At 40.9% G+C, this 22,413-nt stretch carries 24 protein-coding genes and 1 pseudogene; 24 read left to right on the top strand and 1 reads right to left on the bottom strand.

The genetic code is table 11. The features are described from left to right. The first annotated feature begins 64 nt into the window (after nt 1–64). From spoIIIAA to IRB43_RS02315, 23 genes and pseudogenes are all read left to right on the top strand, one after another. A complete protein-coding gene (gene spoIIIAA / locus IRB43_RS02205; RefSeq protein ID WP_203361991.1) occupies nt 65–985 on the top strand; it encodes a stage III sporulation protein AA in 921 nt (306 codons plus the stop codon). Beyond that, complete coding sequence (gene spoIIIAB, locus IRB43_RS02210) at nt 982–1,494, top strand: stage III sporulation protein SpoIIIAB (RefSeq protein WP_203361786.1); 513 nt, start codon at nt 982–984, stop codon at nt 1,492–1,494. The genes spoIIIAA and spoIIIAB overlap by 4 nt, the downstream gene beginning before the upstream one ends. Nucleotides 1,495–1,513: 19 nt before the next feature. After that, the gene (spoIIIAC, locus tag IRB43_RS02215; protein WP_203361787.1) at nt 1,514–1,717 is read left to right on the top strand and encodes a stage III sporulation protein AC; all 204 of its coding nucleotides are present in this window, start codon (nt 1,514–1,516) and stop codon (nt 1,715–1,717) included. A 24-nt stretch (nt 1,718–1,741) separates the two neighbouring features. Beyond that, entirely contained in the window at nt 1,742–2,122 is a 381-nt protein-coding gene (gene spoIIIAD / locus IRB43_RS02220) for a stage III sporulation protein AD (protein WP_203361992.1), read from the top strand. Between the two features lie 30 nt (nt 2,123–2,152). Next, the gene (gene spoIIIAE / locus IRB43_RS02225; protein WP_203361788.1) at nt 2,153–3,337 is read left to right on the top strand and encodes a stage III sporulation protein AE; all 1,185 of its coding nucleotides are present in this window, start codon (nt 2,153–2,155) and stop codon (nt 3,335–3,337) included. Between the two features lie 17 nt (nt 3,338–3,354). Beyond that, nucleotides 3,355–3,966, top strand: a complete 612-nt coding sequence (gene spoIIIAF, locus IRB43_RS02230) for a stage III sporulation protein AF (protein WP_203361789.1) — start codon at nt 3,355–3,357, stop codon at nt 3,964–3,966. Beyond that, a complete protein-coding gene (spoIIIAG, locus tag IRB43_RS02235; RefSeq protein WP_238941743.1) occupies nt 3,959–4,606 on the top strand; it encodes a stage III sporulation protein AG in 648 nt (215 codons plus the stop codon). Before spoIIIAF ends, spoIIIAG begins: the two co-directional genes overlap by 8 nt. A 1-nt stretch (nt 4,607) precedes the next feature. Further along, nucleotides 4,608–5,174 carry a SpoIIIAH-like family protein gene (locus tag IRB43_RS02240; protein WP_203361790.1) on the top strand — a complete coding sequence of 189 codons (567 nt, stop codon included), beginning with the start codon at nt 4,608–4,610 and terminating at the stop codon, nt 5,172–5,174. A gap of 277 nt (nt 5,175–5,451) precedes the next feature. Next, nucleotides 5,452–5,895 carry an acetyl-CoA carboxylase biotin carboxyl carrier protein gene (gene accB, locus IRB43_RS02245; protein WP_203361791.1) on the top strand — a complete coding sequence of 148 codons (444 nt, stop codon included), beginning with the start codon at nt 5,452–5,454 and terminating at the stop codon, nt 5,893–5,895. Nucleotides 5,896–5,907: 12 nt separating this feature from the next. Continuing rightward, nucleotides 5,908–7,260, top strand: coding sequence for an acetyl-CoA carboxylase biotin carboxylase subunit (accC, locus tag IRB43_RS02250; RefSeq protein ID WP_203361792.1), 1,353 nt, complete (start codon nt 5,908–5,910; stop codon nt 7,258–7,260). Nucleotides 7,261–7,286: 26 nt separating this feature from the next. Next, nucleotides 7,287–7,706 carry an Asp23/Gls24 family envelope stress response protein gene (locus tag IRB43_RS02255; RefSeq protein ID WP_203361793.1) on the top strand — a complete coding sequence of 140 codons (420 nt, stop codon included), beginning with the start codon at nt 7,287–7,289 and terminating at the stop codon, nt 7,704–7,706. Nucleotides 7,707–7,889: 183 nt separating this feature from the next. Continuing rightward, the gene (nusB, locus tag IRB43_RS02260; protein ID WP_203361794.1) at nt 7,890–8,279 is read left to right on the top strand and encodes a transcription antitermination factor NusB; all 390 of its coding nucleotides are present in this window, start codon (nt 7,890–7,892) and stop codon (nt 8,277–8,279) included. Between the two features lie 29 nt (nt 8,280–8,308). After that, nucleotides 8,309–9,175: a bifunctional methylenetetrahydrofolate dehydrogenase/methenyltetrahydrofolate cyclohydrolase FolD gene (gene folD / locus IRB43_RS02265; protein WP_203361795.1), complete on the top strand. Its 867-nt coding sequence runs from the start codon at nt 8,309–8,311 to the stop codon at nt 9,173–9,175. Between the two features lie 86 nt (nt 9,176–9,261). Then, entirely contained in the window at nt 9,262–10,617 is a 1,356-nt protein-coding gene (gene xseA, locus IRB43_RS02270) for an exodeoxyribonuclease VII large subunit (protein WP_203361796.1), read from the top strand. Continuing rightward, a complete protein-coding gene (gene xseB, locus IRB43_RS02275; protein WP_238941744.1) occupies nt 10,562–10,834 on the top strand; it encodes an exodeoxyribonuclease VII small subunit in 273 nt (90 codons plus the stop codon). Before xseA ends, xseB begins: the two co-directional genes overlap by 56 nt. 1 nt (nt 10,835) lies before the next feature. Then, nucleotides 10,836–11,720, top strand: coding sequence for a polyprenyl synthetase family protein (locus IRB43_RS02280; RefSeq protein WP_203361798.1), 885 nt, complete (start codon nt 10,836–10,838; stop codon nt 11,718–11,720). 213 nt (nt 11,721–11,933) lie between these two features. Further along, the gene (gene dxs, locus IRB43_RS02285) at nt 11,934–13,826 is read left to right on the top strand and encodes a 1-deoxy-D-xylulose-5-phosphate synthase (RefSeq protein ID WP_203361799.1); all 1,893 of its coding nucleotides are present in this window, start codon (nt 11,934–11,936) and stop codon (nt 13,824–13,826) included. Nucleotides 13,827–13,828: 2 nt separating this feature from the next. Next, nucleotides 13,829–14,668 (top strand): TlyA family RNA methyltransferase, encoded by an 840-nt coding sequence (locus tag IRB43_RS02290; RefSeq protein ID WP_203361800.1) that lies wholly within the window; start codon nt 13,829–13,831, stop codon nt 14,666–14,668. Between the two features lie 164 nt (nt 14,669–14,832). Beyond that, nucleotides 14,833–15,282: a transcriptional regulator AhrC/ArgR gene (gene ahrC / locus IRB43_RS02295; protein WP_203361801.1), complete on the top strand. Its 450-nt coding sequence runs from the start codon at nt 14,833–14,835 to the stop codon at nt 15,280–15,282. 17 nt (nt 15,283–15,299) lie between these two features. Continuing rightward, the gene (gene recN, locus IRB43_RS02300; protein WP_203361802.1) at nt 15,300–17,009 is read left to right on the top strand and encodes a DNA repair protein RecN; all 1,710 of its coding nucleotides are present in this window, start codon (nt 15,300–15,302) and stop codon (nt 17,007–17,009) included. A gap of 165 nt (nt 17,010–17,174) precedes the next feature. After that, complete coding sequence (spoIVB, locus tag IRB43_RS02305; RefSeq protein ID WP_238941745.1) at nt 17,175–18,368, top strand: SpoIVB peptidase; 1,194 nt, start codon at nt 17,175–17,177, stop codon at nt 18,366–18,368. A 232-nt stretch (nt 18,369–18,600) separates the two neighbouring features. Next, nucleotides 18,601–19,389: pseudogene (gene spo0A / locus IRB43_RS02310) on the top strand (sporulation transcription factor Spo0A). Nucleotides 19,390–19,496: 107 nt separating this feature from the next. Continuing rightward, a complete protein-coding gene (locus IRB43_RS02315; RefSeq protein WP_203361803.1) occupies nt 19,497–20,231 on the top strand; it encodes a glycerophosphodiester phosphodiesterase in 735 nt (244 codons plus the stop codon). Between the two features lie 81 nt (nt 20,232–20,312). Here IRB43_RS02315 and IRB43_RS02320 read toward each other — a convergent pair whose 3' ends face one another. Continuing rightward, the gene (locus IRB43_RS02320; RefSeq protein ID WP_203361804.1) at nt 20,313–20,546 is read right to left on the bottom strand and encodes a DUF2627 domain-containing protein; all 234 of its coding nucleotides are present in this window, start codon (nt 20,544–20,546) and stop codon (nt 20,313–20,315) included. A 129-nt stretch (nt 20,547–20,675) separates the two neighbouring features. Between IRB43_RS02320 and IRB43_RS02325 the strand changes: the two genes are divergently transcribed. Further along, nucleotides 20,676–22,385 (top strand): sigma-54 interaction domain-containing protein, encoded by a 1,710-nt coding sequence (locus tag IRB43_RS02325; RefSeq protein WP_203361805.1) that lies wholly within the window; start codon nt 20,676–20,678, stop codon nt 22,383–22,385. Nucleotides 22,386–22,413 lie beyond the last annotated feature (28 nt).

Here is a 22,413-nt window from a genome sequence, read left to right on the forward strand (position 1 = left end):
AAGAGCATAACTTGAACGGAAAAACATACATTGAATAAAAAGGGAGGGGAAGGAGGAAATCATGATCGATACCATTCTATCTTATTTGCCGCCGACATTAAAGGAAGTCATTCAAAGCCTGCCACCCCAAGTGAAAGATGAGATGGAAGAGATAAGAATTCGAATTAACCAACCGTTAGAGATCATTGCTAGGAACGTATTCTTTTTGCCGCATATTATTACCGCTGAAGAAGGACAAGTCCTAATCAACAAACTGAGCCACCATTCGTTTTATGCATTAGATGAAGAATTGAGATGCGGATATTTAACAATCGAAGGCGGTCATCGGGTAGGGCTAGCGGGAAAAGTGATTTTAGAACAGGGCAAAGTGAAAGCGATTCGTCATCTCTCTTCATTTAACTTGCGGATTGCCCGTGAAAAAATTGGCGCCGCTCAATCATTGATTCCATCTCTTTATCATGGTCGTTGGAAAAGCACCTTGATCATCGGACCACCGCAATCGGGAAAAACAACGCTGCTTCGGGATGTGGCACGGGTTGCTGCTAGCGGTGATCAAGCGATCAATATATCGGCAGTAAAAGTAGGGATTGTGGATGAGCGTTCAGAAATAGCGGGTTGTGTTAAAGGCATTCCGCAGCTTGATGTTGGAACACGTACAGATGTGTTAGATGCTTGTCCAAAAGCAGAGGGCATGATGATGATGATTCGCTCGATGAGTCCAGAGGTATTAATTGCTGATGAAATTGGAAGGGAAGAAGATGGACAAGCGGTTGCCGAAGCGATGAATGCAGGTATTGCCTTAATGGCAACAGTTCACGGAACGAGTTTGAAAGAAGTGATTCGCCGGCCAATGATTGAAAAAATTGTTCAAAATGGTGCGTTTGAACGATTTATTGAACTGGCCTATCAAGGTGGTGAGCGAGTGTTTCACATTTTAGATGAACATGGGAAGAAGCTAGCGACAAGAGTGGGGGAGACGGGGTGAAATGGATCGGGGCACTCTTCATTTTATTCGGATCTTTCTGGATCGGGACGGAGCAAGGCAGGAAACTGAGTGAACGAACGAAACAAATTCGTTTGCTAAAATCGGCTTTGCAAGCGTTAGAAGCAGAAATTGTGTACGGTCATACTCCTTTGCATGAATCAGCGAGAAAATTATCGGAGCGTTTGCCGCCACCGATTGCTTCTCTCTTTTCGTCTTTTGCTCATTTATTGACAACAACGGAAATGGATGCGCCATCCGCTTGGAGACAAAGCCTGAACGCCATTTGGCCCTATACCGAGTTAAAAGAGGAGGAACGATCAATTTTATTAGAATTTGGCGATACAGTAGGCAAACATGATCGGCTGACAGAGCAAAAACAAATTTTACTGACGCTAACACATTTAGCGCGTCAGGAACAGGAAGCAGCTGAAAAGTATAAGCAATACGGAAAGCTGTATCGCAATTTAAGTGTCATCGGCGGATTATTTATCGTATTGCTGCTTTTATAGCAGAGAAGGAGGAGAACTATTGGGCATTGAAGTGGAAGTCATATTTAAAATAGCCGGCATCGGTTTGATCGTGGCCTTCCTCCATACGATTTTAGAACAAGTAGGAAAAAAGGAGTACGCCCAGTGGGTAACGTTATTTGGGTTTATCTATGTTTTGTTTTTAATTGCTGCTGTAGTGGAGGATTTGTTTAACACCATTAAAGATGTTTTTTTATTTCAATGACGGGAGAGGAATACGATTGAAATTATACAAGTAGCTGCCATTGTTCTTGTTGCCGTATTTTTCGCTCTGTTACTTGAGGAGCATCAGCCGGTCTTTACTTTTTTGCTCGTGTTGTTCGTTGGCAGCAGTCTATTTTTGTTTTTAGCTGATCAAATTGCCAACATTATTTTAATGATCAAGAAGCTGGCTGCACGTGCGGAAGTGGAGCTTGTTTATGTGGAAACAATGTTAAAGATTATCGGAGTCGCTTACATTGCTGAATTTGCGGCACAAATGACAAAAGATGCTGGGCAAGACGCACTGGCAGCCAAAATGGAGCTCGCTGGTAAAGTGATTATTTTATCAATGGCTGTTCCCATTTTAACCCTTTTAATAGAAACGATCTTGTCCATGTTGCCAAATTAATCAAAGCATGAGTAACGGTGGGGGATGTGTATGAAGCAACGGTTAAAGTCCGCTCTCTTGCTATTCATTCTTCTCTTATCAGCTTCGTACAGCGTGCAAGCCACGAATGAGGAGAAACCGCTAGATCTAGGGGGAATGGCGAAAGAACAGTTACAGCATTTGGGGGTGGAGGATCTTTCCGCTCAATGGGATCATATCGTGAGAACGTACGGACAGTATTTGCCAGAAGCGCAGCGGAAATCGTTGCCTAGCTTGTTAGAAGGCGGACAAGCAGTTTCGTTAGGAGAGTGGGCAAAAGGGCTCGTATCGTTTATGTTTCATGAACTAACGGCCAATGGAAAACTGCTTGGTACCCTAATTTTGTTAACCGTTTTTTCTGTCTTTTTGCAAACGCTCCAAAACGCGTTTGAACAAGGAGTAGTGAGCAAGGTTGCGTACGGAGTGATATTAATGGTGCTGATGATTATCGCTTTAAATAGCTTTCGCTTAACGATGGACTATGCGACTGAAGCTGTAAATGAGATGATCCAATTTTTGTTCGCACTCGTTCCTATTTTACTTGCTCTATTAGCGACCACTGGCGGAGTGGTTTCAGCCACGATTTTTCACCCGTTTTTGCTTTTTTTAATGAACATTAGCGGAATATTAATTCAAAAAATAATCTTGCCGCTTTTGTTTTTTGCTACGTTGATTAGTTTAGTCAGTCTTTTTTCTGAACACTATCAAGCGACAAAATTGGCTGATTTGCTGCGGCGCTTTAGTATCGGCTTACTAAGTGCGTTCATGGCGATTTATTTAGCGGTTGTTTCCTTGCAGGGAACCGCTGCCGCTGTCTCTGATGGACTGGCGATTCGGGCAGCTAAATTTCTTGCAGGAAACTTTATTCCGGTGGTTGGCAGGATGTTTACGGAAGCAGCTGATACGGTCATGAGTGCCTCCTTATTATTAAAAAATACCGTTGGACTGGCAGGAGCAGGCATGCTGTTGTTAATCATTGCTTTTCCCGCTTTAAAAATACTTGCCTTGATTATGATCTATAAAGTTTCAGCGGCTATTTTACAGCCACTTGGAGATAAAATGGTCGTCAATTGTCTCGACATCATCAGCAAAAATATGACGTATGTATTAGCCGCGCTAGTGATTGTTTCTTTTATGTTTTTTTTATCCATTGTTCTTCTCGTAGCTGCCAGTAATTTAACGATGATGATTCGCTAAGAAAGGGACCAAGACTAATGGCATTTATCGTGGATTGGCTAAGTAAAGTACTAACTTTTATTTTGCTTGCAGCGGTAGTGGACATGCTATTGCCATCCTCCTCATTTCAAAGATATGCAAGGGTTGTGATGGGGCTGCTTTTATTATTAGTCATGCTCAACCCAATATGGACGTTATTTTCCATTAATATGGAGCAAGAGCTGTATGATTGGATGGCCAAACAAGCAAAAGATGAACAGTTGGAACAGGAACTATCTATTAAACAAGATCGTTTAGAATCTACAAAGCAACTGTATATATTAAAAAATGCAGAACAGCAACTTCGTGCAGAAGTGGAAGCTGAATTAAAGAATCAATTTCAAAAAAAGATAATAGATTTAAATATTGAAGTTCACAACTGGGGGAAATACGCGCCTGAAGACATTGCGCAAGTGGATGTGTATATCGCGTCTATAAATGAGCAGGAATCTTCCGCTACCGTAGATGAAGTAGTGATTGATTCATCCTTTCAGTCACAAGAAACTCAGAAAGAAGAACAGTCACTCATCGATTTTCTCTCGAAAAAGTGGAATATTCCGACCGAGCAATTGAATATTCATAAGGTAGAGGAGGGGGACAGCCTTGAGTGATCGGAAAAATCCGTTGGAGTGGCTTCAGTCCTTAATCCCATCTAAAAAAAGCGGAGAGGAGAAAGCGGCAAATAGGGCAAAGTGGATGGTGATTGTGGCTATCCTTGGTATGGGCATGATGTTTTTCAGTGATTTGAAGCAAAGAGGAGACATACCGATGATCAATCAAGATCAAGCAAGCTATGAAGAAGCATCTGGACAACAGAATGCACCGAATCACCCCTCAACAAGCGATTACGAGCAAGAATACGAAAAAAAACTACAATCTGCGCTTGAGGAAATGGCTGGTGTCAGTAATGTGACAGTTGTAGTCAATATAGAAGCCAGTGAACAAAAAGTGCTAGAAAAAAACACAGCTGTCAAATCTCAAGAAACGAAAGAAACTGATAAGAAAGGCGGGGAAAGGACAGTCATTGATCAGACGAGAGAAGAAGAGTTGGTCATGATGAAAGAAGAGAATGGGGATGCTCCTGTCATATTAGAAATGAAAAAGCCGGAAATACGCGGAGTGTTAGTTGTGGCAGAAGGAGTAGAAAACATTCAAGTGAAAAAATGGGTAATTGAATCGGTGACAAGGGTTCTTCATGTACCGAGCCATCGCGTAGCCGTCATGCCGAAAAAACCAAAGGAGGAAGCTTAAAATGTTATTGAAAAAACAAACAGTTTGGTTGTTAACAATGATTAGCTTAGTCGTTGTCTTATCTGTCTATTACATTACTTCCCCAGAACAGCTTTCCCCTGATGTCGTCTCTACGAAAAATCAAGCGGGAGAGGCGAATCAGTCAACTGAACAAACACCTCAAGAAACTAATGTAGCCGTCGATAATCAGGAGCTGGAGGTTGTAACAGAATCAGCGGGTGATGAAGCGTTTGATCTGCTGCGATTAGAGATGGAGGATGAAAGAAACAAATTGAAAGAAGACTTGACTGTGAAAGTGGCTTCATCAGATCTTTCAGCTGCGGACAAAAATCAAGCCTATGAAGAAATGGAAAAATTAACAGAACTAGCAACGAAAGAAAGCGTGTTAGAAACATTAATTAAATCGAAAGGATATAAAGATGCTCTCGTTCGAGCGGATGGAACAAATGTTAGAATTACCGTAAAAGCGGAAAAACATTCCGCTGCGGCAGCGAATGAAATCATTCGCCTCGTACGGGACGAGCTAGGGAAGCAGCCGGTTGCAGTGGAGTTTCAAACAGTCAAATAGCCAAAAACCTGCAGGCGAAATATTGTCTTAAACGGAGAGCTGCCTTTTACTAAGGCCGCTCTCGTTTTATTTTCGATGTTTTGACTTTCGTGTATTCATAGAGAATTTGTTAGAATAAAAAAAATATTATAAAAATTATTATTTATTCTATCATATTTGTTAGAAAACGGATAAAATATAAGGGGGGAATTCTATTTATTAATTAAAAGTTGAATTCTTACTAGATGTTATCGTAAGATATTATTATCTAGTCATAATCTTTCAAGGGGTGTCAGAAATGAAAGTACAGGAAATAAGAGAACTTATTAAGCTTGTGAGTCAATCTAATATTGAGGAGTTTGTTTTTGAATCAGAAGGCAGCAAAGTAAAAATGAAAAAGAATACAGGAGTCACGTATTCCGTAGTGAAAGATGTACCGCAGGAAGCGCCGAAAGTAGAAGTTGCACCAGAAGCGCCAAAAGCAGTTGAGAGTACAGAAAACTTACATAAAATCACTTCTCCAATGGTAGGAACATTTTATCAATCTCCATCTCCAGATGCAGAGCCATATGTAAAGCCGGGATCAAAAGTATCTAGTGAAACAGTGGTATGTATCGTAGAAGCGATGAAACTGTTTAATGAAATTGAAGCAGAAGTCGAAGGCGAGATTGTAGAAATTCTTGTCAAAGATGGGCAATTAGTTGAATACGGTCAACCGTTATTTTCAGTAAAGCCTTTATAAGGAGAGATCGGAATGATTAAAAAGTTATTAATTGCCAACCGTGGGGAAATTGCTGTGCGTATTATTCGCGCCTGCAAAGAACTGGATGTTGAAACGGTGGCTGTCTATTCTGAAGCCGATAAAGAGGCTCTGCATGTGCAGTTAGCAGATGAAGCGTTCTGTATCGGACCTACGGCTTCAAAGGACAGTTATTTAAATTTCACAAATATCATTAGTGTGGCTAAATTAACGAATTGTGATGCAATCCATCCAGGCTACGGTTTTTTGGCTGAAAATGCAGATTTTGCAGAACTTTGTCGTGAATGCAATATTATATTTGTTGGGCCTTCCCCAGAAGCGATTACACAGATGGGAACGAAGGATGTAGCGCGTGATACGATGGAAAAAGCCGGTGTGCCAATCGTGCCCGGTTCTGACGGCATTATTAAATCCGTTGAAGAAGGGATGTCTATCGCGAAAGACATCGGCTATCCCGTCATTATTAAAGCCACAGCTGGCGGCGGCGGGAAAGGGATCCGTGTAGCCCGCGATGAACAAGAGCTGGTGAAAGGCATTAACATGACCCAGCAAGAAGCGGCTACAGCATTTGGAAATCCTGGCGTTTATTTAGAGAAATTTATTGAAGATTTTCGCCATGTTGAAATTCAAGTGCTTGCAGATACACATGGAAATGTGATTCACTTAGGTGAACGGGATTGTACCATTCAACGCCGCATGCAAAAACTGCTTGAAGAAACTCCTTCACCAGCTCTTGATGCCAAAGTGCGTGAAGAGATGGGAAATGCAGCAGTGAAAGCAGCGCAAGCCGTTGAATATACAGGTGCAGGAACGGTAGAATTTATTTATGATTATAATCATAGAAAGTTTTATTTCATGGAAATGAACACAAGAATTCAAGTAGAGCATCCGGTGACGGAAATGGTGACAGGTGTAGATTTGATTAAAGAACAAATTCGCGTAGCATCCGGTGAAGAACTTTCTCTTCAACAGCAGGATGTAGAATTTAACGGCTGGTCAATTGAATGCCGAATTAATGCGGAAAATCCAGAAAAGAACTTCATGCCATCTCCTGGTCGCATTACAGCTTATATGCCGCCTGGAGGTTTTGGAGTTCGAGTAGATTCTGCCGCTTATCCTGGCTATATGATTCCGCCGTTTTATGATTCCATGATTGCTAAATTAATCACGTTTGGCTCTACGCGTGAAGAAGCAATTGCGCGGATGAAACGCGCGTTAAGCGAATTTGTGATCGAAGGAGTTCACACAACTATTCCTTTCCATTTGCAGCTACTCGAACACGAAAAGTTTGTTGAAGGAGAATTCAACACAAAATTCCTTGAAATGTACGAATTGATGAAGTCATAAACAATGGAACACGGAGGTGTTGATTGATGGCAGAAAATAGCCAAGCTAATCAAGTTTTAGAAATGAGTAATGGAGATAACGGGCTGGGTCGAATTGAGATCGCCCCTGAAGTAATTGAAGTCATTGCGGGAATCGCTGCATCTGAAGTAGATGGCGTTGAGAAAATGCGTGGTAGTTTTGCATCCGGCGTTGCAGAGCGTCTCGGCAAGAAGAACCATGGCAAAGGGGTTCGTGTCGATTTAACAGAAGATGGAATTAAAGTGGATGTGTATTGTGTCATCGCCTTTGGTGTATCCATCCCAGGAGTTGCTCAAAAAATTCAAGATAATATCCGACAAGCGCTATTAAATATGACGGCTTTAGAAGTGGATGAAGTCAATATTCACGTTGTCGGTATTCAATTCGAAACAAAAAATACTGAAAGCGATTTCGCAACAGAAGCGTAACTGAAAGGCTGACCTAAAGAAAAGGGAGAAGGCGGATAAAGCCTCCCTTTGGTAGGTCAGCTTTTTCATGTTACAAGAGCAGGATTTGAAATAAAACACATCCTTTTTCCGAAGAACGTGTGTATTCTTTTCATTTTATGCTATTATCATTTTATGATGAAAAAGCAAAAGGAGTTAAAAGGAATGAAAAGACGTACAGCACGTGAGAAAAGCTTGCAGGCTCTTTACCAAATCGATATGAGCGGAGCAACCCCTGAAGAAGCAATCCAACATGTATTAGAGGATGCTCCGGTTGATGAATATTTACAGAATAGTGTGATGGGGACCATTTCTCATCTAGAAGAGATTGATCAAATGGTGAAAGTAAACCTTGAAAAATGGTCCTTTGATCGTTTGGCAAAAGTAGATCGAAATATTTTGCGATTAGCGGTGTACGAAATGAAGTATGCAGATGATGTGCCTGATAAAGTAGCGATTAATGAAGCCGTAGAGTTAGCTAAACATTTTAGCGATGAGCGTTCAAGCAAATTCATCAATGGTGTATTATCAAGAATTAAAGATTCCATACAATAATGAACAATTAATTAAGGGGGAAAACAATCGTGACAGCAACAATCATCGATGGTAAACAAATTGCTAAAGAGATTCGTCAAGAGTTAAAGGGAGAAATTGAAGCATTAAAGCAGCAAGGAATTACACCGGGGTTAGCAGTGATTTTAGTTGGGGATGATCAAGCTTCACAAACATATGTTAGAAATAAAGATAAAGCTTGCGAAGAGGTAGGGATTCATTCAGAAATCTATCGCTATCCGGCCGATTTGACAGAAGCAGAACTGCTTCAAAAAGTACAGGAGTTGAACGAAGATGACAACATTCATGGCATTCTTGTTCAATTGCCATTGCCTTCTCATATTTCAGAAGATAAAGTGATCGATGCGATCGCTCCCGAGAAGGATGTCGACGGTTTTCATCCGGTCAACGTAGGGAAAATGTCCATCGGGAAAGAAGCCTTTTATTCTTGTACACCTTATGGCATCATCAAAATGTTGGAAAAAGAAAATATCTCATTAGAAGGCAAGCACGTCGTCGTTGTTGGCCGCAGTAACATTGTTGGTAAACCGGCTGCTTTGCTTTCTTTAAAAGAGAGCGCAACAGTAACCGTTTGTCATTCTAGAACGAAAGACCTTTCTTCTTTTACGAAGCAAGCAGATGTTGTCATTGCAGCTGTAGGTAAAGCGAAATTTTTGAAAGCGGAAGATTTCAAGCCAGGGGCGATTGTGATTGATGTTGGGATGAATCGCGATGAAAACGGCAAGCTTTGCGGAGATGTTGATTTCGACAGCGCCAAAGAAGTAGCCGGTGCCATTACCCCAGTACCAGGCGGTGTAGGCCCAATGACTATTACGATGTTATTGTTTAATACAGTGCAATCTGTGAGACAAAAATCGGCAATGGTGGCATCTAAATAAGCAGTTTGAAATGTCAAAGCTGCCCCCCGAACATGTTATAATGGGGAGGCAGCTTTTTAGCTTGACTAAAAAAGGTGGAATGGAAGATGGATGTTCAACGCTATTTAACCGTTAAAGCGTTAACGAAATACATAAAACGAAAATTCGATGCCGATCCGCATTTGACCAATGTGTTGGTTAAGGGGGAAATTTCCAACTTCAAAATGCACTCTAGCGGGCATATGTACTTTACTTTAAAAGATGATCAGGCTCGAATGTTGGCGGTTATGTTTTCCTCTGCCAATCGATCGTTAAAATTTAGGCCGGAAAATGGCATGCAAGTACTTATTAACGGAGATGTCACCGTTTACGAAGCAGGCGGCCAATACCAAATGTATGTGAAATCGATGCAGCCGGATGGCATCGGCGATCTTTATCTTGCGTTTGAGCAGTTAAAGAAGCGGTTAGAGAAAGAAGGCTTATTTGATATTGATAAAAAACGGCCGCTGCCAGTGTACCCTAAAGTGGTTGGCATTGTTACGTCGCCAACAGGAGCAGCTGTGCGAGATATTATGACAACGATTAAGAGGCGCTATCCGGTTGCTCAAATGCTCGTTTATCCAGCGCTTGTTCAAGGAGAAAATGCGGCTCCTTCGATTGTTTCAGCGATTGAAAAAGCGAATGATGATGGTCGAGCAGATGTGTTAATAGTCGGGCGAGGCGGCGGATCGATAGAGGAGCTTTGGGCTTTTAACGAAGAACAGGTAGCTTTGGCGATTCGTGCTTCTCAAATACCGGTCATCTCAGCTGTTGGACATGAAACGGATATAACCATTGCCGACTTTGCTGCTGACATGAGGGCTCCGACACCAACAGGAGGAGCTGAGTTAGCTGTGCCGCACATAGAAGAAGTTGTGGAAAAAATAGCTGCGAGGAAAATGAGATTAATCCGTGCGATGTCAGAACAAATTCGGCGCGAACGAAAGCGATATGAAACGGTGAAACATTCTTATATTATGCGTAATCCAGAGACGTTGTATCGTCAGCAAGCCGAAAGATTGGACCGATTAACCGAAAAATTGAGGAAAGAACGAGCGCTTTATTTCAAGCAAGCTTATACTCAAGTCAATGAGTGGACCAGTCGATTAGAAAGAAGTCATCCTGGGAAGAAAATTCGTGAATCAGCTATCGAGGTAGATCGATTAAAAATGGATTTAATTCGACAGATGCAGTCCGTGTTTAATCGAAAAGAAGCCGAGTTTAAACGAAGAGTCTCTTTACTTCATGCATTAAGTCCATTAAAAGTGATGGAACGAGGCTACAGTCTTACGTATACAGCGGACAATCAATTAGTGAAATCGACGAAAGATGCAAAGGTAGGAAATGAGTTAAGAGTACGACTATCTGATGGTAGCCTGTATTGTCAAATTCAATCAGTGGAGGAGAATCAAAGTGAAGAATAAATCACTTAGTTTTGAAGAGGCGATGGATCAGCTAGAGTCGATTGTGACGAAGCTAGAAGAAGGAGATGTTCCGTTAGAAGAAGCGTTAAGTTATTATCAAAAGGGAATGGAACTGTCTGCTTTTTGCCATGAAAAGTTGATAAACGCCGAAGAGCAGCTAGCAAAATTAATGACGGAAGATGGAGAGCAGGACTTCGTTATTAGTGAGGGGGAATAATATGGAAACCCAATTGTCACGGTTTATGAAAACACATAAAGAAAAACTTGAAGCGGAATTACGAGCTATTATTTCGGCAATCACGGCTCCAGATCTATTAATACAATCGATGGATTATTCCCTCCAGGCGGGCGGTAAAAGATTGCGTCCAATGCTGTTGTTTGCGACTATCGCCGCATTTCGGCAAAATCCTTTGATCGGTATGGAAGCTGCCGCCGCTTTAGAAATGATCCACACTTATTCTTTAATCCATGATGATTTGCCGAGTATGGATGATGATGATTTACGGCGCGGCAAACCAACGAATCATAAAGTGTTTGGGGAAGCGACAGCTATATTAGCAGGAGATGCTTTATTAACCTATGCTTTTCAAGTGGTCGCTCAATCGAAAGTATATACGAACGAACAAAAAGTGTGGCTGATTAATTGGCTATCTCAAGCAGCTGGCCCTGCTGGAATGGTTGGCGGACAAATGGCTGATATGGAGGGAGAAAACAAGCGGCTGGCGTTAGAAGAGCTTGAATATATCCATAAGCATAAAACAGGAAAGCTATTAGAATTTAGCGTGATGGCAGGAGCCTTTTTATCGGGAGCGTCAGAAGCCCAATTACAGCATTTTCAAACATATGCGAATCATATTGGGCTTGCTTTTCAAATCCAAGACGATATATTAGATGTGGAAGGTTCGGAAGAGAAGATTGGTAAACGAGTGGGCAGTGATGTGAATAAGCATAAGAGCACGTACCCTGCTTTGCTGACCCTTGCAGGCGCGAAAGAAAAGCTGCAAGAGCACGTATCCGAAGCGCTTCAAGCAATTGAACAAACGAATACTAATGCAGAACTTTTAAAAGACCTGGCACATTTAATTGCCAATCGAGACCAATGAAAAATGACTAAAATTGTTGTGATTTGAGACATATGGTATAATGTCAATACTATTTTTTATTAACTTGCCGTTATCACGCCATAGTGTTAGCGGCTATTTTTTCAAAGTCACTAATAACTGTTATTTTTGCAGTAAAAAGTTGTAGAAAATAACGAGGACGTTATAATAAAGACAAAGTGACAAATGACACAGTAATGAAAGCGAGTGATCCTATTGGATCTATTATCAATTAAAGACCCTACTTTTTTGAAAGATATGTCCATAGATGAATTAAAAGATTTGAGTGCGGAAATTCGGCAATTTTTAATCGAAAATTTATCTAAAACGGGTGGGCATATTGGGCCTAACTTGGGAGTAGTAGAATTAACGATTGCCTTGCATCGCTGTTTTCAAAGCCCGAAGGATAAAATTTTATGGGATGTTGGGCATCAATCATATGTTCATAAAATATTGACGGGGCGTGCAGACAAATTTGATACGTTGCGTCAGTATAAAGGATTATGCGGTTTTCCTAAATGTTCGGAAAGCGAACATGATGTGTGGGAAACAGGACATAGTTCCACGTCTTTATCAGCCGCGATGGGAATGGCCATTGCAAGGGATTTAAAAAAGGAAACATCTCATATTATCCCGGTAATCGGAGATGGGGCGCTAACTGGAGGAATGGCCCTTGAAGCGCTTAATCATATCGGGCATGAAAAAACGAATATGATTGTGATTTTAAATGATAATGAAATGTCTATTGCTCCGAATGTCGGAGCTTTGCATCAAATGTTAGGGCGTCTCCGAACAGCTGGTAAGTATAACTGGGTGAAGGATGAGCTGGAAAGCTTGCTCAAAAAAATTCCTGCTGTTGGCGGAAAAATGGCTCACACGGCTGAGCGTTTAAAAGACAGCCTAAAGTATTTATTCGTATCAGGCATGTTTTTTGAAGAAATGGGCTTTACGTATCTTGGCCCGATTGATGGTCATAGCTTTGAAGATTTGGTTGAACAGCTACAATACGCCAAAAAAATGGAAGGGCCTGTGATCGTTCATGTGATTACTAAAAAAGGAAAAGGTTACCGGCCAGCGGAGTTGGATACGAAAGGAACATGGCACGGCACCGGTCCATACAAGATGGAAACAGGCACGATTATTAAGCCTGTAAATCAGCCTCCTGCTTGGAGCTCGCTCGTGAGTGAAACAGCTAGAAAGATCGCTCGAACGGATGACCGTGTGGTCGCTATTACACCAGCGATGCCTGTCGGTTCTAAGCTATTAGGGTTTGCGGAAGAGTTTCCTGATCGGATGTTTGATGTAGGAATCGCGGAGCAGCATGCCGCTACTGTAGCAGCTGGACTGGCTACTCAAGGGATGAAGCCGTTTTTGGCAATTTACTCCACGTTTTTGCAGCGAGCGTATGATCAAGTTGTTCATGATATTTGTCGTCCAAACTTAAATGTATTTATTGGTATTGATCGGGCGGGGCTTGTAGGTGCCGATGGTGAAACACATCAAGGAGTATTTGATATTGCCTTTTTACGCCATTTGCCTAACATGGTGCTGATGATGCCGAAAGATGAAAACGAGGGACAGCATCTCGTTTACACAGCTTTTCAATATAACGACGGTCCAATTGCGATGCGTTTTCCACGAGGCAATGGATTGGGTGTACCGATGGATCAAGAATTCAAGGAAATTCCTATCGGTTCTTGGGAAGTGCTGAAAGAGGGCGAGGATGCAGCCATCTTAACATTTGGTACAACGATTCCAATGGCCTTAAAAGCGGCTGAGCAGGCCGAAAAGCAAGGCATTTCCGTAAAAGTTGTCAACGCCCGGTTTATCAAGCCAATGGATGAAGAGATGCTGTTGAGTATGTTGAACGCTGAAATGCCGATTTTAACGATTGAGGAAGCGGTTCTTGAAGGTGGATTTGGAAGTGCAGTTCTCGAATTTGCTCATGATCATGGTTATCACCATCATATTATTGAACGCATGGGGATTCCTGACCGCTTTATTGAACATGGAAGCGTGGACTTATTACTAGAAGAAATTGATTTAACGGAAGAAGCGGCAGTGGGAAAACTGCATGCGATGGTTCCAAAAAAACAGAAAAGAGCTTAAGTATGAAGATAAAGAAAGAGCGAATAGATGTACTTCTTGTAGAAAGAGGATTAATAGAAACAAGAGAAAAGGCGAAGCGTGCTGTGATGGCTGGGCTTGTCTACTCTAATGAGGAGCGCCTTGATAAACCAGGAGAAAAAATTGCTGTTGATGCCCATCTTCAAATTAAAGGAAATACGTTGCGGTATGTGAGTCGCGGCGGGTTAAAACTGGAAAAAGCGTTGCAGCAATTCAATGTTGATGTAAAAGACAAAACCATGCTCGATATTGGCTCTTCCACCGGCGGCTTTACCGATTGTGCTCTTCAAAATGGAGCGAAGCTGTCTTATGCGCTAGATGTCGGGTATAATCAGCTCGCTTGGAAGCTTCGTCAAGATGAGCGAGTAGTGGTAATGGAACGGACCAATTTTCGCTACGTCACACCTGCTGATTTGGAGAAGGGAATGCCTGACTTTGCGACGATTGACGTTTCCTTTATTTCCTTATCATTAATTTTGCCAGTGCTGAAAACATTGCTCGTTCCAGGTAGTGATGTTATCGCTTTAATTAAACCGCAATTCGAAGCAGGCAAAGAGCAAGTAGGCAAAAAAGGAATTGTTAGAGAAGCCAAAATTCATCAACAAGTGATCGTTAAAATTATGGATTTAGCGTTGGAGCTTGGATACGATGTGAAGGATTTATCATATTCTCCTATTACTGGAGGGGATGGAAATATTGAATTTTTGATTCACTTACATTGGCCCGAGCAGCCGAAAGAAATAGGAGAGAATCAGCTATTGATGACGGTTGACGCCATTGTTACGGAGGCTCATGAACAGCTAAAGCAAAAAACGAATAAATAATGGTATTAGTTTGAAAACAGCAAAAAGAGACTGTTCAAAAGACAAAGGATCTTGAGAACAGTCTCTCTTTTTTGTGCCGCGCGATATAACAACTATACATGAGGATAAAATTGAGATAAAATGTGAATACTACAGTATATTTATACGTTTTTTGAGGTGATAGGATGAATAAAGGACAACGTCATATAAAGATTAGAGAAATCATTGCCAATAATGAAATTGAAACACAAGACGATCTGGTCGATCGCTTAAAAACTTTAGGATACAATGTGACGCAAGCAACTGTCTCAAGAGATATTAAAGAGCTTCACTTAGTGAAAGTGCCTCTCATGGATGGGCGCTATAAGTACAGCCTTCCTGCTGATCAGCGCTTTAACCCGCTACAAAAACTAAAACGATCGTTAGTAGACGCATTTGTCAGCATTGATTCTGCTGGTCATTTTGTTGTTATGAAAACTTTGCCGGGAAATGCTCAAGCTGTGGGTGCTTTAATCGACAACCTTGATTGGGAAGAGATTATGGGAACGATTTGCGGGGATGACACTTGCTTAATTATTTGTCGCGCCCCTGAGCATACAGGTACTATTTCACAACGCTTTTTAGAAATGCTTTAATTTGAGGTGAATAGACATTGCTACAGGAATTGTCCATACGCAATTTTGCCATCATTGAAGAATTAAATTTATCATTAGAAAAAGGATTAACAGTGTTAACGGGGGAAACAGGAGCCGGAAAATCAATCATTATTGATGCTGTTCATCTATTAGCAGGAGGAAGAGGCTCATCCGAATTTGTCCGCCATGGAGAGAAAAAGGCGGAAATTGAAGGGATGTTCAGCATAGATGGACCAAATCATCCTTCGATTGAAAAAGCCCGTCAATTTGGGATTGAGATTGAAGATGAGATAATTGTTATGCGCAGAGAAATCTCTGCAACGGGAAAAAGTGTGTGTCGAATTAATGGCAAGCTCGTAACGATTGCCATTCTTCGTGAGATTGGTTCAACGCTTGTTGATATTCACGGTCAGCATGAACATCAAGAGCTGATGGATACGAATCAACATTTACATTTGCTTGATCAATTCGGCGGCAGTGATATATTGTCAGCAAAAACGAACTATGCTGAAATTTTTAACCGGTATGAGCAAACGATGAAAGCCATCCGCCAACTGAGTGAAAATGAGCAACAAATGGCCCATCGCCTTGATTTAATTCAATTTCAACTAAATGAAATTCAAAAAGCTGATTTGAAATTAAGAGAAGATGAGGAGCTAACAGAAGAAAAAAGAAGACTTAGCAACTTTGAGAAATTGTATGAGTCGACTCAGACGAGTTATAATGCTCTACAAGGAGAAGGGAAAGGGCTCGATTGGGTTAGTCTGGCGATGAGCCAACTAGAAGCAGCTGCGGAAATTGATGAACAATATCGTCCTCTTTATGATGCGGTCTCGGAAAGCTTTTATGCGATAGAGGATGCATCACGTCAAATTAGTTCCGCGCTCGACGAATTAGAGTTTGATCCGAATCGCTTAAATGAGATTGAAGCAAGACTAAATGAGATTAATGTATTGAAGCGGAAATATGGAAGTACGATTGAAGAAATTATGGAATATGGCGGGAAGATTGAAGAAGAAATTGAAACACTCATCAATCGGGAAACACATATTGAGAAGCTGCAGCAAGAGCGGTTGGCCTACGAAAAAGACTTATTGCTTGAAGGGAAACAGCTTAGCTATTTAAGAAAACAAGCCGCTAAAAAACTAGAAGAGGCCATCCATCATGAGCTCAAACAGCTTTATATGGATAAAACAGTATTCCGCATTCAATTTCTTGTGGATGGGGAAAATCATACAAAGCATCTTCCTTCATTTAAAAAAGATGGGTTAGATGAAGTAGAGTTTTATATCTCCACGAATCCAGGTGAACCGTTGAAGCCGCTATCTAAAGTTGCTTCTGGAGGGGAATTATCCCGAATGATGTTAGCGATGAAGACGATTTTCTCGAAGCATCAAGGAGTGACCTCGATTATTTTTGATGAAGTTGATACAGGTGTAAGCGGTCGAGTCGCTCAAGCGATTGGAGAAAAAATTCATCAAGTAGCGATCCATTCACAAGTGCTTTGTATTTCTCATTTGCCGCAAGTAGCCGCGATGGCTGATGTACATTTATACATATCTAAAGTGATGACAGGCGGGCGAACAAAAACATTTGTGGAACCGCTTGAGAATGAGGAGAAAATTAAGGAAATCGGACGAATGATTTCTGGAGTCGAAATGACTGACTTAACGAAACAACATGCAAAAGAGTTACTTGAATTGGCCGCTTCTTTAAAAAACAGCTAAATCATATGACTGCCTCTCTAAAATAAGGGAGGCAGTCATTTTTATTAGGAGCGTTAAGCTATCCAATGATGGGAGGATTTTTCCGTAATAATTGATTCGCTCTAAGGAAAAAGTAAACGTACAGCCATCAAAGCGGCTTATTCAAAAGCGAGGAGAGTGAAGGGGTTGAAGAAAAAAGGACTTTACAAAACCACTGGTGGAATTCTCCTTGTTTCCATTATAGTTTGTTTATTGAATTGGTTCATTATACATCCTGTTGATGCAAAAGAGATCAAACATCGACAGGAAGAAAGCATTTCAGCAATCACACGTGCAGACGTTGGGCAAGAGGAAGAGCTGCTTCAATCAGCAGGATTTCCATTAACGAAAAAACAAGCGACTGCTATAAGAGAAATAAAGGTGATTCCAGGCGGGCAATCCATTGGAATTAAAATGAATACAATCGGTGTCTTAGTTGTTGGTCATCATTTAGTCGACACCACTCAAGGAAAATGGTCTCCAGGGGAGCGAGCGGGTATTCAAGTAGGGGATGTCATTACTAAAATCAACGGAAAGAAAATAGAAAAAATGCAAGATGTGGGGGCATTTCTTCAAGGTACAGAAAAAAGTCAACCGATGAATATCGTTATTCAAAGAGATCATAAGCGATTAGAAACGAAGTTAACACCATTGAAGGATCGAAAGGAGAAATCCTATAAGCTAGGGCTTTATATTCGCGATTCTACAGCGGGAATCGGTACATTAACATTTTATGAACCGAGATCGGGAAAATACGGGGCGCTTGGCCATGTGATTACCGATGTAGATACAAAAAAGCCTATTATCATTCAAGATGGAGAAATTGTACAATCAACGGTCATGTCAATTCAAAAAGGCCGTTACGGAAACCCGGGTGAAAAGCTGGCGCAATTTTCGGCTAGTCAAGAACGGTTAGGAAATATCACGAATAATAGTCCATATGGCATTTTTGGACAATTAAATAAACCGCTTCAACAACCGCTGATCAACAAAGCCTATCCAGTTGCGTTATCCCATGAAGTAAAAGAAGGTCCTGCCAAAATTTTAACGGTTGTGAATGGTAAAAAAATTGAGGCGTACGATATCGAGATTGTCACGACCATTCCACAAAAATATCCAGCCACAAAAGGAATGGTAATAAAGATTACGGATCCAAAACTTCTTGATCGCACAGGAGGAATTGTTCAGGGGATGAGCGGTAGCCCGATTATTCAAAACAACAAAGTAGTGGGAGCGGTTACTCACGTATTTGTTAATGATCCAACGTCAGGATATGGCGTTCACATTGAATGGATGCTGAATGAGGCTGGTATTTCATTGGTCGAAGAAAAGGTCAGTTAAAACAAGCGAACCCCTCGCTTGTTTTTTTTACATGAATTGTTTAAAAACTAAGTCCAAAATCAGTTCTTGCTTAAAAGCCTCGCTTACATAGAAAATCGTCGAATGTGTAAGAAAAATAAGGGAAAAAATATATATAATAAAAAAACAGGAAAAATTAAAGGATTTCATTTCTCTTTGTCGAAAAAACAATTAGAATATACTCTAGTACTAAAAAGAGTGAGGGGGAGCATTTTTGAAAAAAATTAAAGTAGCTGTTGTTGATGATAATCGTGAACTAGTGAAGTTGCTCGAAGAATATATTTCTTCTCAAGATGATATGGAAGTAGTAGCAAAGGCGAACAATGGGCAAGAGTGTTTAGAAATTCTTCCTCAAGTGAAAGTAGATGTGTTGATCCTTGATATCATTATGCCGCATGTGGATGGCTTAGCTGTATTGGAGAAAATGAGAGAACTCCATTTATCTCCTATCCCCAATGTGATTATGTTAACGGCATTTGGTCAAGAGGATGTGACAAAGTAAGCGGTAGATCTTGGAGCCTCCTATTTTATGTTAAAGCCATTTGATATGGAAAGCCTTGTCAGTCATATTCGCCAAGTAAGCGGTGCTGAAAATCCAACGGTCCAGCGCTCCTTAAATTCCGTGGTAAAGACAGCTGAGAAAAAGCCTGTCAATCTTGATGCTAGCATTACAAGCATCATTCATGAAATTGGTGTTCCTGCACACATTAAAGGTTATTTATATTTACGTGAAGCCATTTCCATGGTTTATAATGACATTGAACTGCTTGGCTCAATTACGAAAGTGTTATATCCTGACATCGCAAAAAAATACAATACAACAGCCAGTCGAGTAGAACGTGCGATTAGGCATGCGATTGAAGTGGCTTGGAGCCGTGGAAACATTGATTCGATTTCTACTTTGTTTGGCTATACAGTATCCATGACAAAAGCCAAGCCGACGAACTCAGAGTTCATCGCGATGGTGGCTGATAAATTGAGACTAGAGCATAAGGCGTCTTGAAAGAGTTAGAAGAACCATCCATTATGTAAGCAAATTAAGAGGAGCGAGTACTATCGTCTCCTCTCATTTTTTGTGTAGAAACAAGCGGAAGAAGGAGGTCTAATGTTATGACGCTTATTTTTGCTCATCGAGGCTACTCAGCTACAGCGCCTGAAAATACGATGATGGCATTTGAAGCCGCTAAAGAGGCTGGGGCAGATGGAATTGAATTGGACGTTCAAATGACAAAAGACGGCTACCTTGTCGTTATTCACGATGAAAAAGTAGACCGTACGACAAATGGAAAAGGGTATGTAAAAGATTGGACTTGGAATGAGATGAAGCAGTTACAAGCCTCTTATAAATTTATGAACTTGCCGTCTACGCCAACGATCCCCCTTCTCACAGATGTGTTTCATTGGATGATGACGAATGCCATCATCTGTAACATTGAGTTGAAAAATAACGAATGTTTATATCCTGGGATGGAGGAAAAAGTCATTGAACTTATTCGGCAATATGGCTACGAACGCCGAGTGATTCTTTCCTCATTTAATCATTATTCTTTAGCCCATGTTCATCGTCTTGCACCGGATATTCAAACAGCTATTTTATACTCCTCTCATTTATATATGCCGTGGAAATATGCGGCGGCTATCGGGGCTAGTGCCATTCATCCGAATATTCGCACCGTCAATAGTAGTATTATTAAACACTCTGCTGCAAGCGGTATAGCGGTTCGTCCGTATACAGTGAATAAAGAGAAGCAAATGGAGTGGCTCATCCGACAGGGCTGTTCAGCGTTCTTTACTGATGATCCCAAAAAAGCAGTGAACCTTCGTAAAACAATTTTGAGGCCATAACAGATGAAAGGCTGTTTTATACATGTTTATGCCAACATGTATAAAACAGCCTTTTTGATGTGGTTATCCATCATGTTTTCACTACTTTTTGAAACGGTCTTGGACTTTATTGTTTTTCCGATCACGACGAAGAATAAAGCCCGCGATAAACCCTAGTCCCCCAATAAATAAGAGTAAACCGGCGATAAACTGCATCCACAAAAAAGGAAAAAAGGGATGTGAGATGCCAAACAGCATATCTCTCATTAATTTAATGCCCAATCCCGCTAAGAAGCCAGGGATGACTAATATTAATAATGCGATAAACCGAACCATTTGTATGCTCCTTTAATTGTTCCTCACAAAAAATCATATCTTACTAGGTAAATTTGTCAAGCAAGAGTTTCTACGATTACAATAGAAGTATGCAAAAATCTGCAGGGGGAAGAAAGCGGGGATGGAAAGATGCAATATGATCTTATTTTTGAATCCATTGATGAAGGAATGATTGTTGTCGATCAATCTGAAAAAGTGATTTTATACAATAAAAGCGCAGAAAGAATTATCGGAATCGAAAAAAATCAAGCGATTGGTCAGCATATTAGAAAGGTGATTCCAACGAGCCGATTGCCGGAAGTGATGAAAGAAAAGAAAGCAGAAATTAATCAAGAGCATCAGCTGTTCACAGGTTTAAAGATCATTACTTCGCGCATTCCGATGATTACTCATGAAGGGGAAGTAATTGGTGCTTTTTCGGTGTTTAAGGATATTACTGAAGTGATGAACTTAGCTGCGGAAGTAACGAATTTAAAAGAAGTACAAACGATGCTTGAGGCGATTATTTATTCGAGTGATGACGCCATTTCAGTTGTGGATGAACAAGGGAGAGGGCTGTTAATTAATCCTGCTTATACAAGATTGACGGGATTAAGTAAAGAAGAGGTAATTGGCAAACCAGCGACAACGGACATATCTGAAGGGGAAAGCGTTCATCTCCAAGTGTTGAAAACGAAGCAACCAGTGCGAGGGGTGAAAATGAATGTCGGTTCTAAAAAAAGAGAAGTGGTTGTCAATGTGGCGCCTATTATTGTAGATGGTCAATTAAAGGGCAGTGTAGGTGTTATTCATGATTTAACAGAAATACAGTCATTAACGAAACAATTGAATAGAGCAAGACAAATTATTCGAACATTAGAAGCGAAGTATACATTTGAAGACATTGTCGGGAAATCTGAAGAAATGAAAATAGCGATTGAACAAGCAAAAGTAGGAGCGAGCACGCCAGCAACTGTGTTGTTAAGAGGAGAATCCGGAACGGGAAAAGAGTTGTTTGCTCATGCGATTCATAATGCCAGTGACCGGCGCTATAATAAATTTATTCGGGTCAATTGTGCCGCGCTTTCGGAATCATTGCTAGAAAGTGAACTATTTGGATATGAAGAAGGAGCCTTTTCGGGAGCAAGGCGCGGGGGAAAGATCGGACTTTTTGAAGAAGCGAATAATGGCAGTATTTTTCTTGATGAAATTGGTGAATTAAGTGCCAACACTCAGGCAAAACTGTTACGGGTACTACAGGAGCAGGAAGTTGTTCGTGTAGGTGGAACGAAATCGATTCCGATTAACGTTCGCATCATTTCAGCGACTAATGTTCATTTAGAAAAAGCGATGGTCGATGGTCGTTTTCGTGAGGATTTGTATTATCGTTTAAATCGAATGCCAATCCATATTCCTCCCCTTCGAAATCGAAAAGCGGATATCCCTTTATTATGTGAGCGTTTAATTATTAAATTAAACCAAGATTATGGTCGGAATGTAAAGGGGTTGACTTCAGCTGCTCTAAAGAAATTAATGAATTATCATTGGCCTGGCAATGTCCGCGAGTTAGAGAATATTTTAGGTCGGGCGATGATTTTTTCGACGTACACAGAAACAATGATTGATGCAGATACGTTGCATGTCATTGAAGGCCAGCCTGATGAAATGCTTCATCAACGAAAGGAGATGGATCAAAAGGAAGACGGTGAAACTCTTCAAGAACTGATGGATCACTATGAACAAAACGTAATCCGGGCTGCTCTTGAACAAAATAACGGAAATAAGACGGCCACAGCGAAAAAGCTGGGTGTGTCTGTTCGTAGTCTGTATTATAAGTTAGAAAAATATAACTTGAATTAAAATGCATGCAAAAAGATGCATACATTGC

Source organism: Bacillus sp. REN10 (assembly GCF_016820555.1).
In the GTDB taxonomy this organism is placed as follows: domain Bacteria; phylum Bacillota; class Bacilli; order Bacillales; family Domibacillaceae; genus Bacillus_CE.

What these genes read in the sequence shown, in the direction of transcription:
- spoIIIAE (WP_203361788.1), top strand. Translation starts at nt 2,153, where the DNA reads ATGAAGCAACGGTTAAAGTCCGCTCTCTTGCTATTCATTCTTCTCTTA.
- spoIIIAF (WP_203361789.1), top strand. Translation starts at nt 3,355, where the DNA reads ATGGCATTTATCGTGGATTGGCTAAGTAAAGTACTAACTTTTATTTTG.
- IRB43_RS02240 (WP_203361790.1), top strand. Translation starts at nt 4,608, where the DNA reads ATGTTATTGAAAAAACAAACAGTTTGGTTGTTAACAATGATTAGCTTA.
- accB (WP_203361791.1), top strand. Translation starts at nt 5,452, where the DNA reads ATGAAAGTACAGGAAATAAGAGAACTTATTAAGCTTGTGAGTCAATCT.
- accC (WP_203361792.1), top strand. Translation starts at nt 5,908, where the DNA reads ATGATTAAAAAGTTATTAATTGCCAACCGTGGGGAAATTGCTGTGCGT.
- IRB43_RS02255 (WP_203361793.1), top strand. Translation starts at nt 7,287, where the DNA reads ATGGCAGAAAATAGCCAAGCTAATCAAGTTTTAGAAATGAGTAATGGA.
- nusB (WP_203361794.1), top strand. Translation starts at nt 7,890, where the DNA reads ATGAAAAGACGTACAGCACGTGAGAAAAGCTTGCAGGCTCTTTACCAA.
- xseA (WP_203361796.1), top strand. Translation starts at nt 9,262, where the DNA reads ATGGATGTTCAACGCTATTTAACCGTTAAAGCGTTAACGAAATACATA.
- xseB (WP_238941744.1), top strand. Translation starts at nt 10,562, where the DNA reads ATGGTAGCCTGTATTGTCAAATTCAATCAGTGGAGGAGAATCAAAGTG.
- IRB43_RS02280 (WP_203361798.1), top strand. Translation starts at nt 10,836, where the DNA reads ATGGAAACCCAATTGTCACGGTTTATGAAAACACATAAAGAAAAACTT.
- IRB43_RS02290 (WP_203361800.1), top strand. Translation starts at nt 13,829, where the DNA reads ATGAAGATAAAGAAAGAGCGAATAGATGTACTTCTTGTAGAAAGAGGA.
- ahrC (WP_203361801.1), top strand. Translation starts at nt 14,833, where the DNA reads ATGAATAAAGGACAACGTCATATAAAGATTAGAGAAATCATTGCCAAT.
- IRB43_RS02315 (WP_203361803.1), top strand. Translation starts at nt 19,497, where the DNA reads ATGACGCTTATTTTTGCTCATCGAGGCTACTCAGCTACAGCGCCTGAA.
- IRB43_RS02320 (WP_203361804.1), bottom strand. Translation starts at nt 20,546, where the DNA reads ATGGTTCGGTTTATCGCATTATTAATATTAGTCATCCCTGGCTTCTTA.
- IRB43_RS02325 (WP_203361805.1), top strand. Translation starts at nt 20,676, where the DNA reads ATGCAATATGATCTTATTTTTGAATCCATTGATGAAGGAATGATTGTT.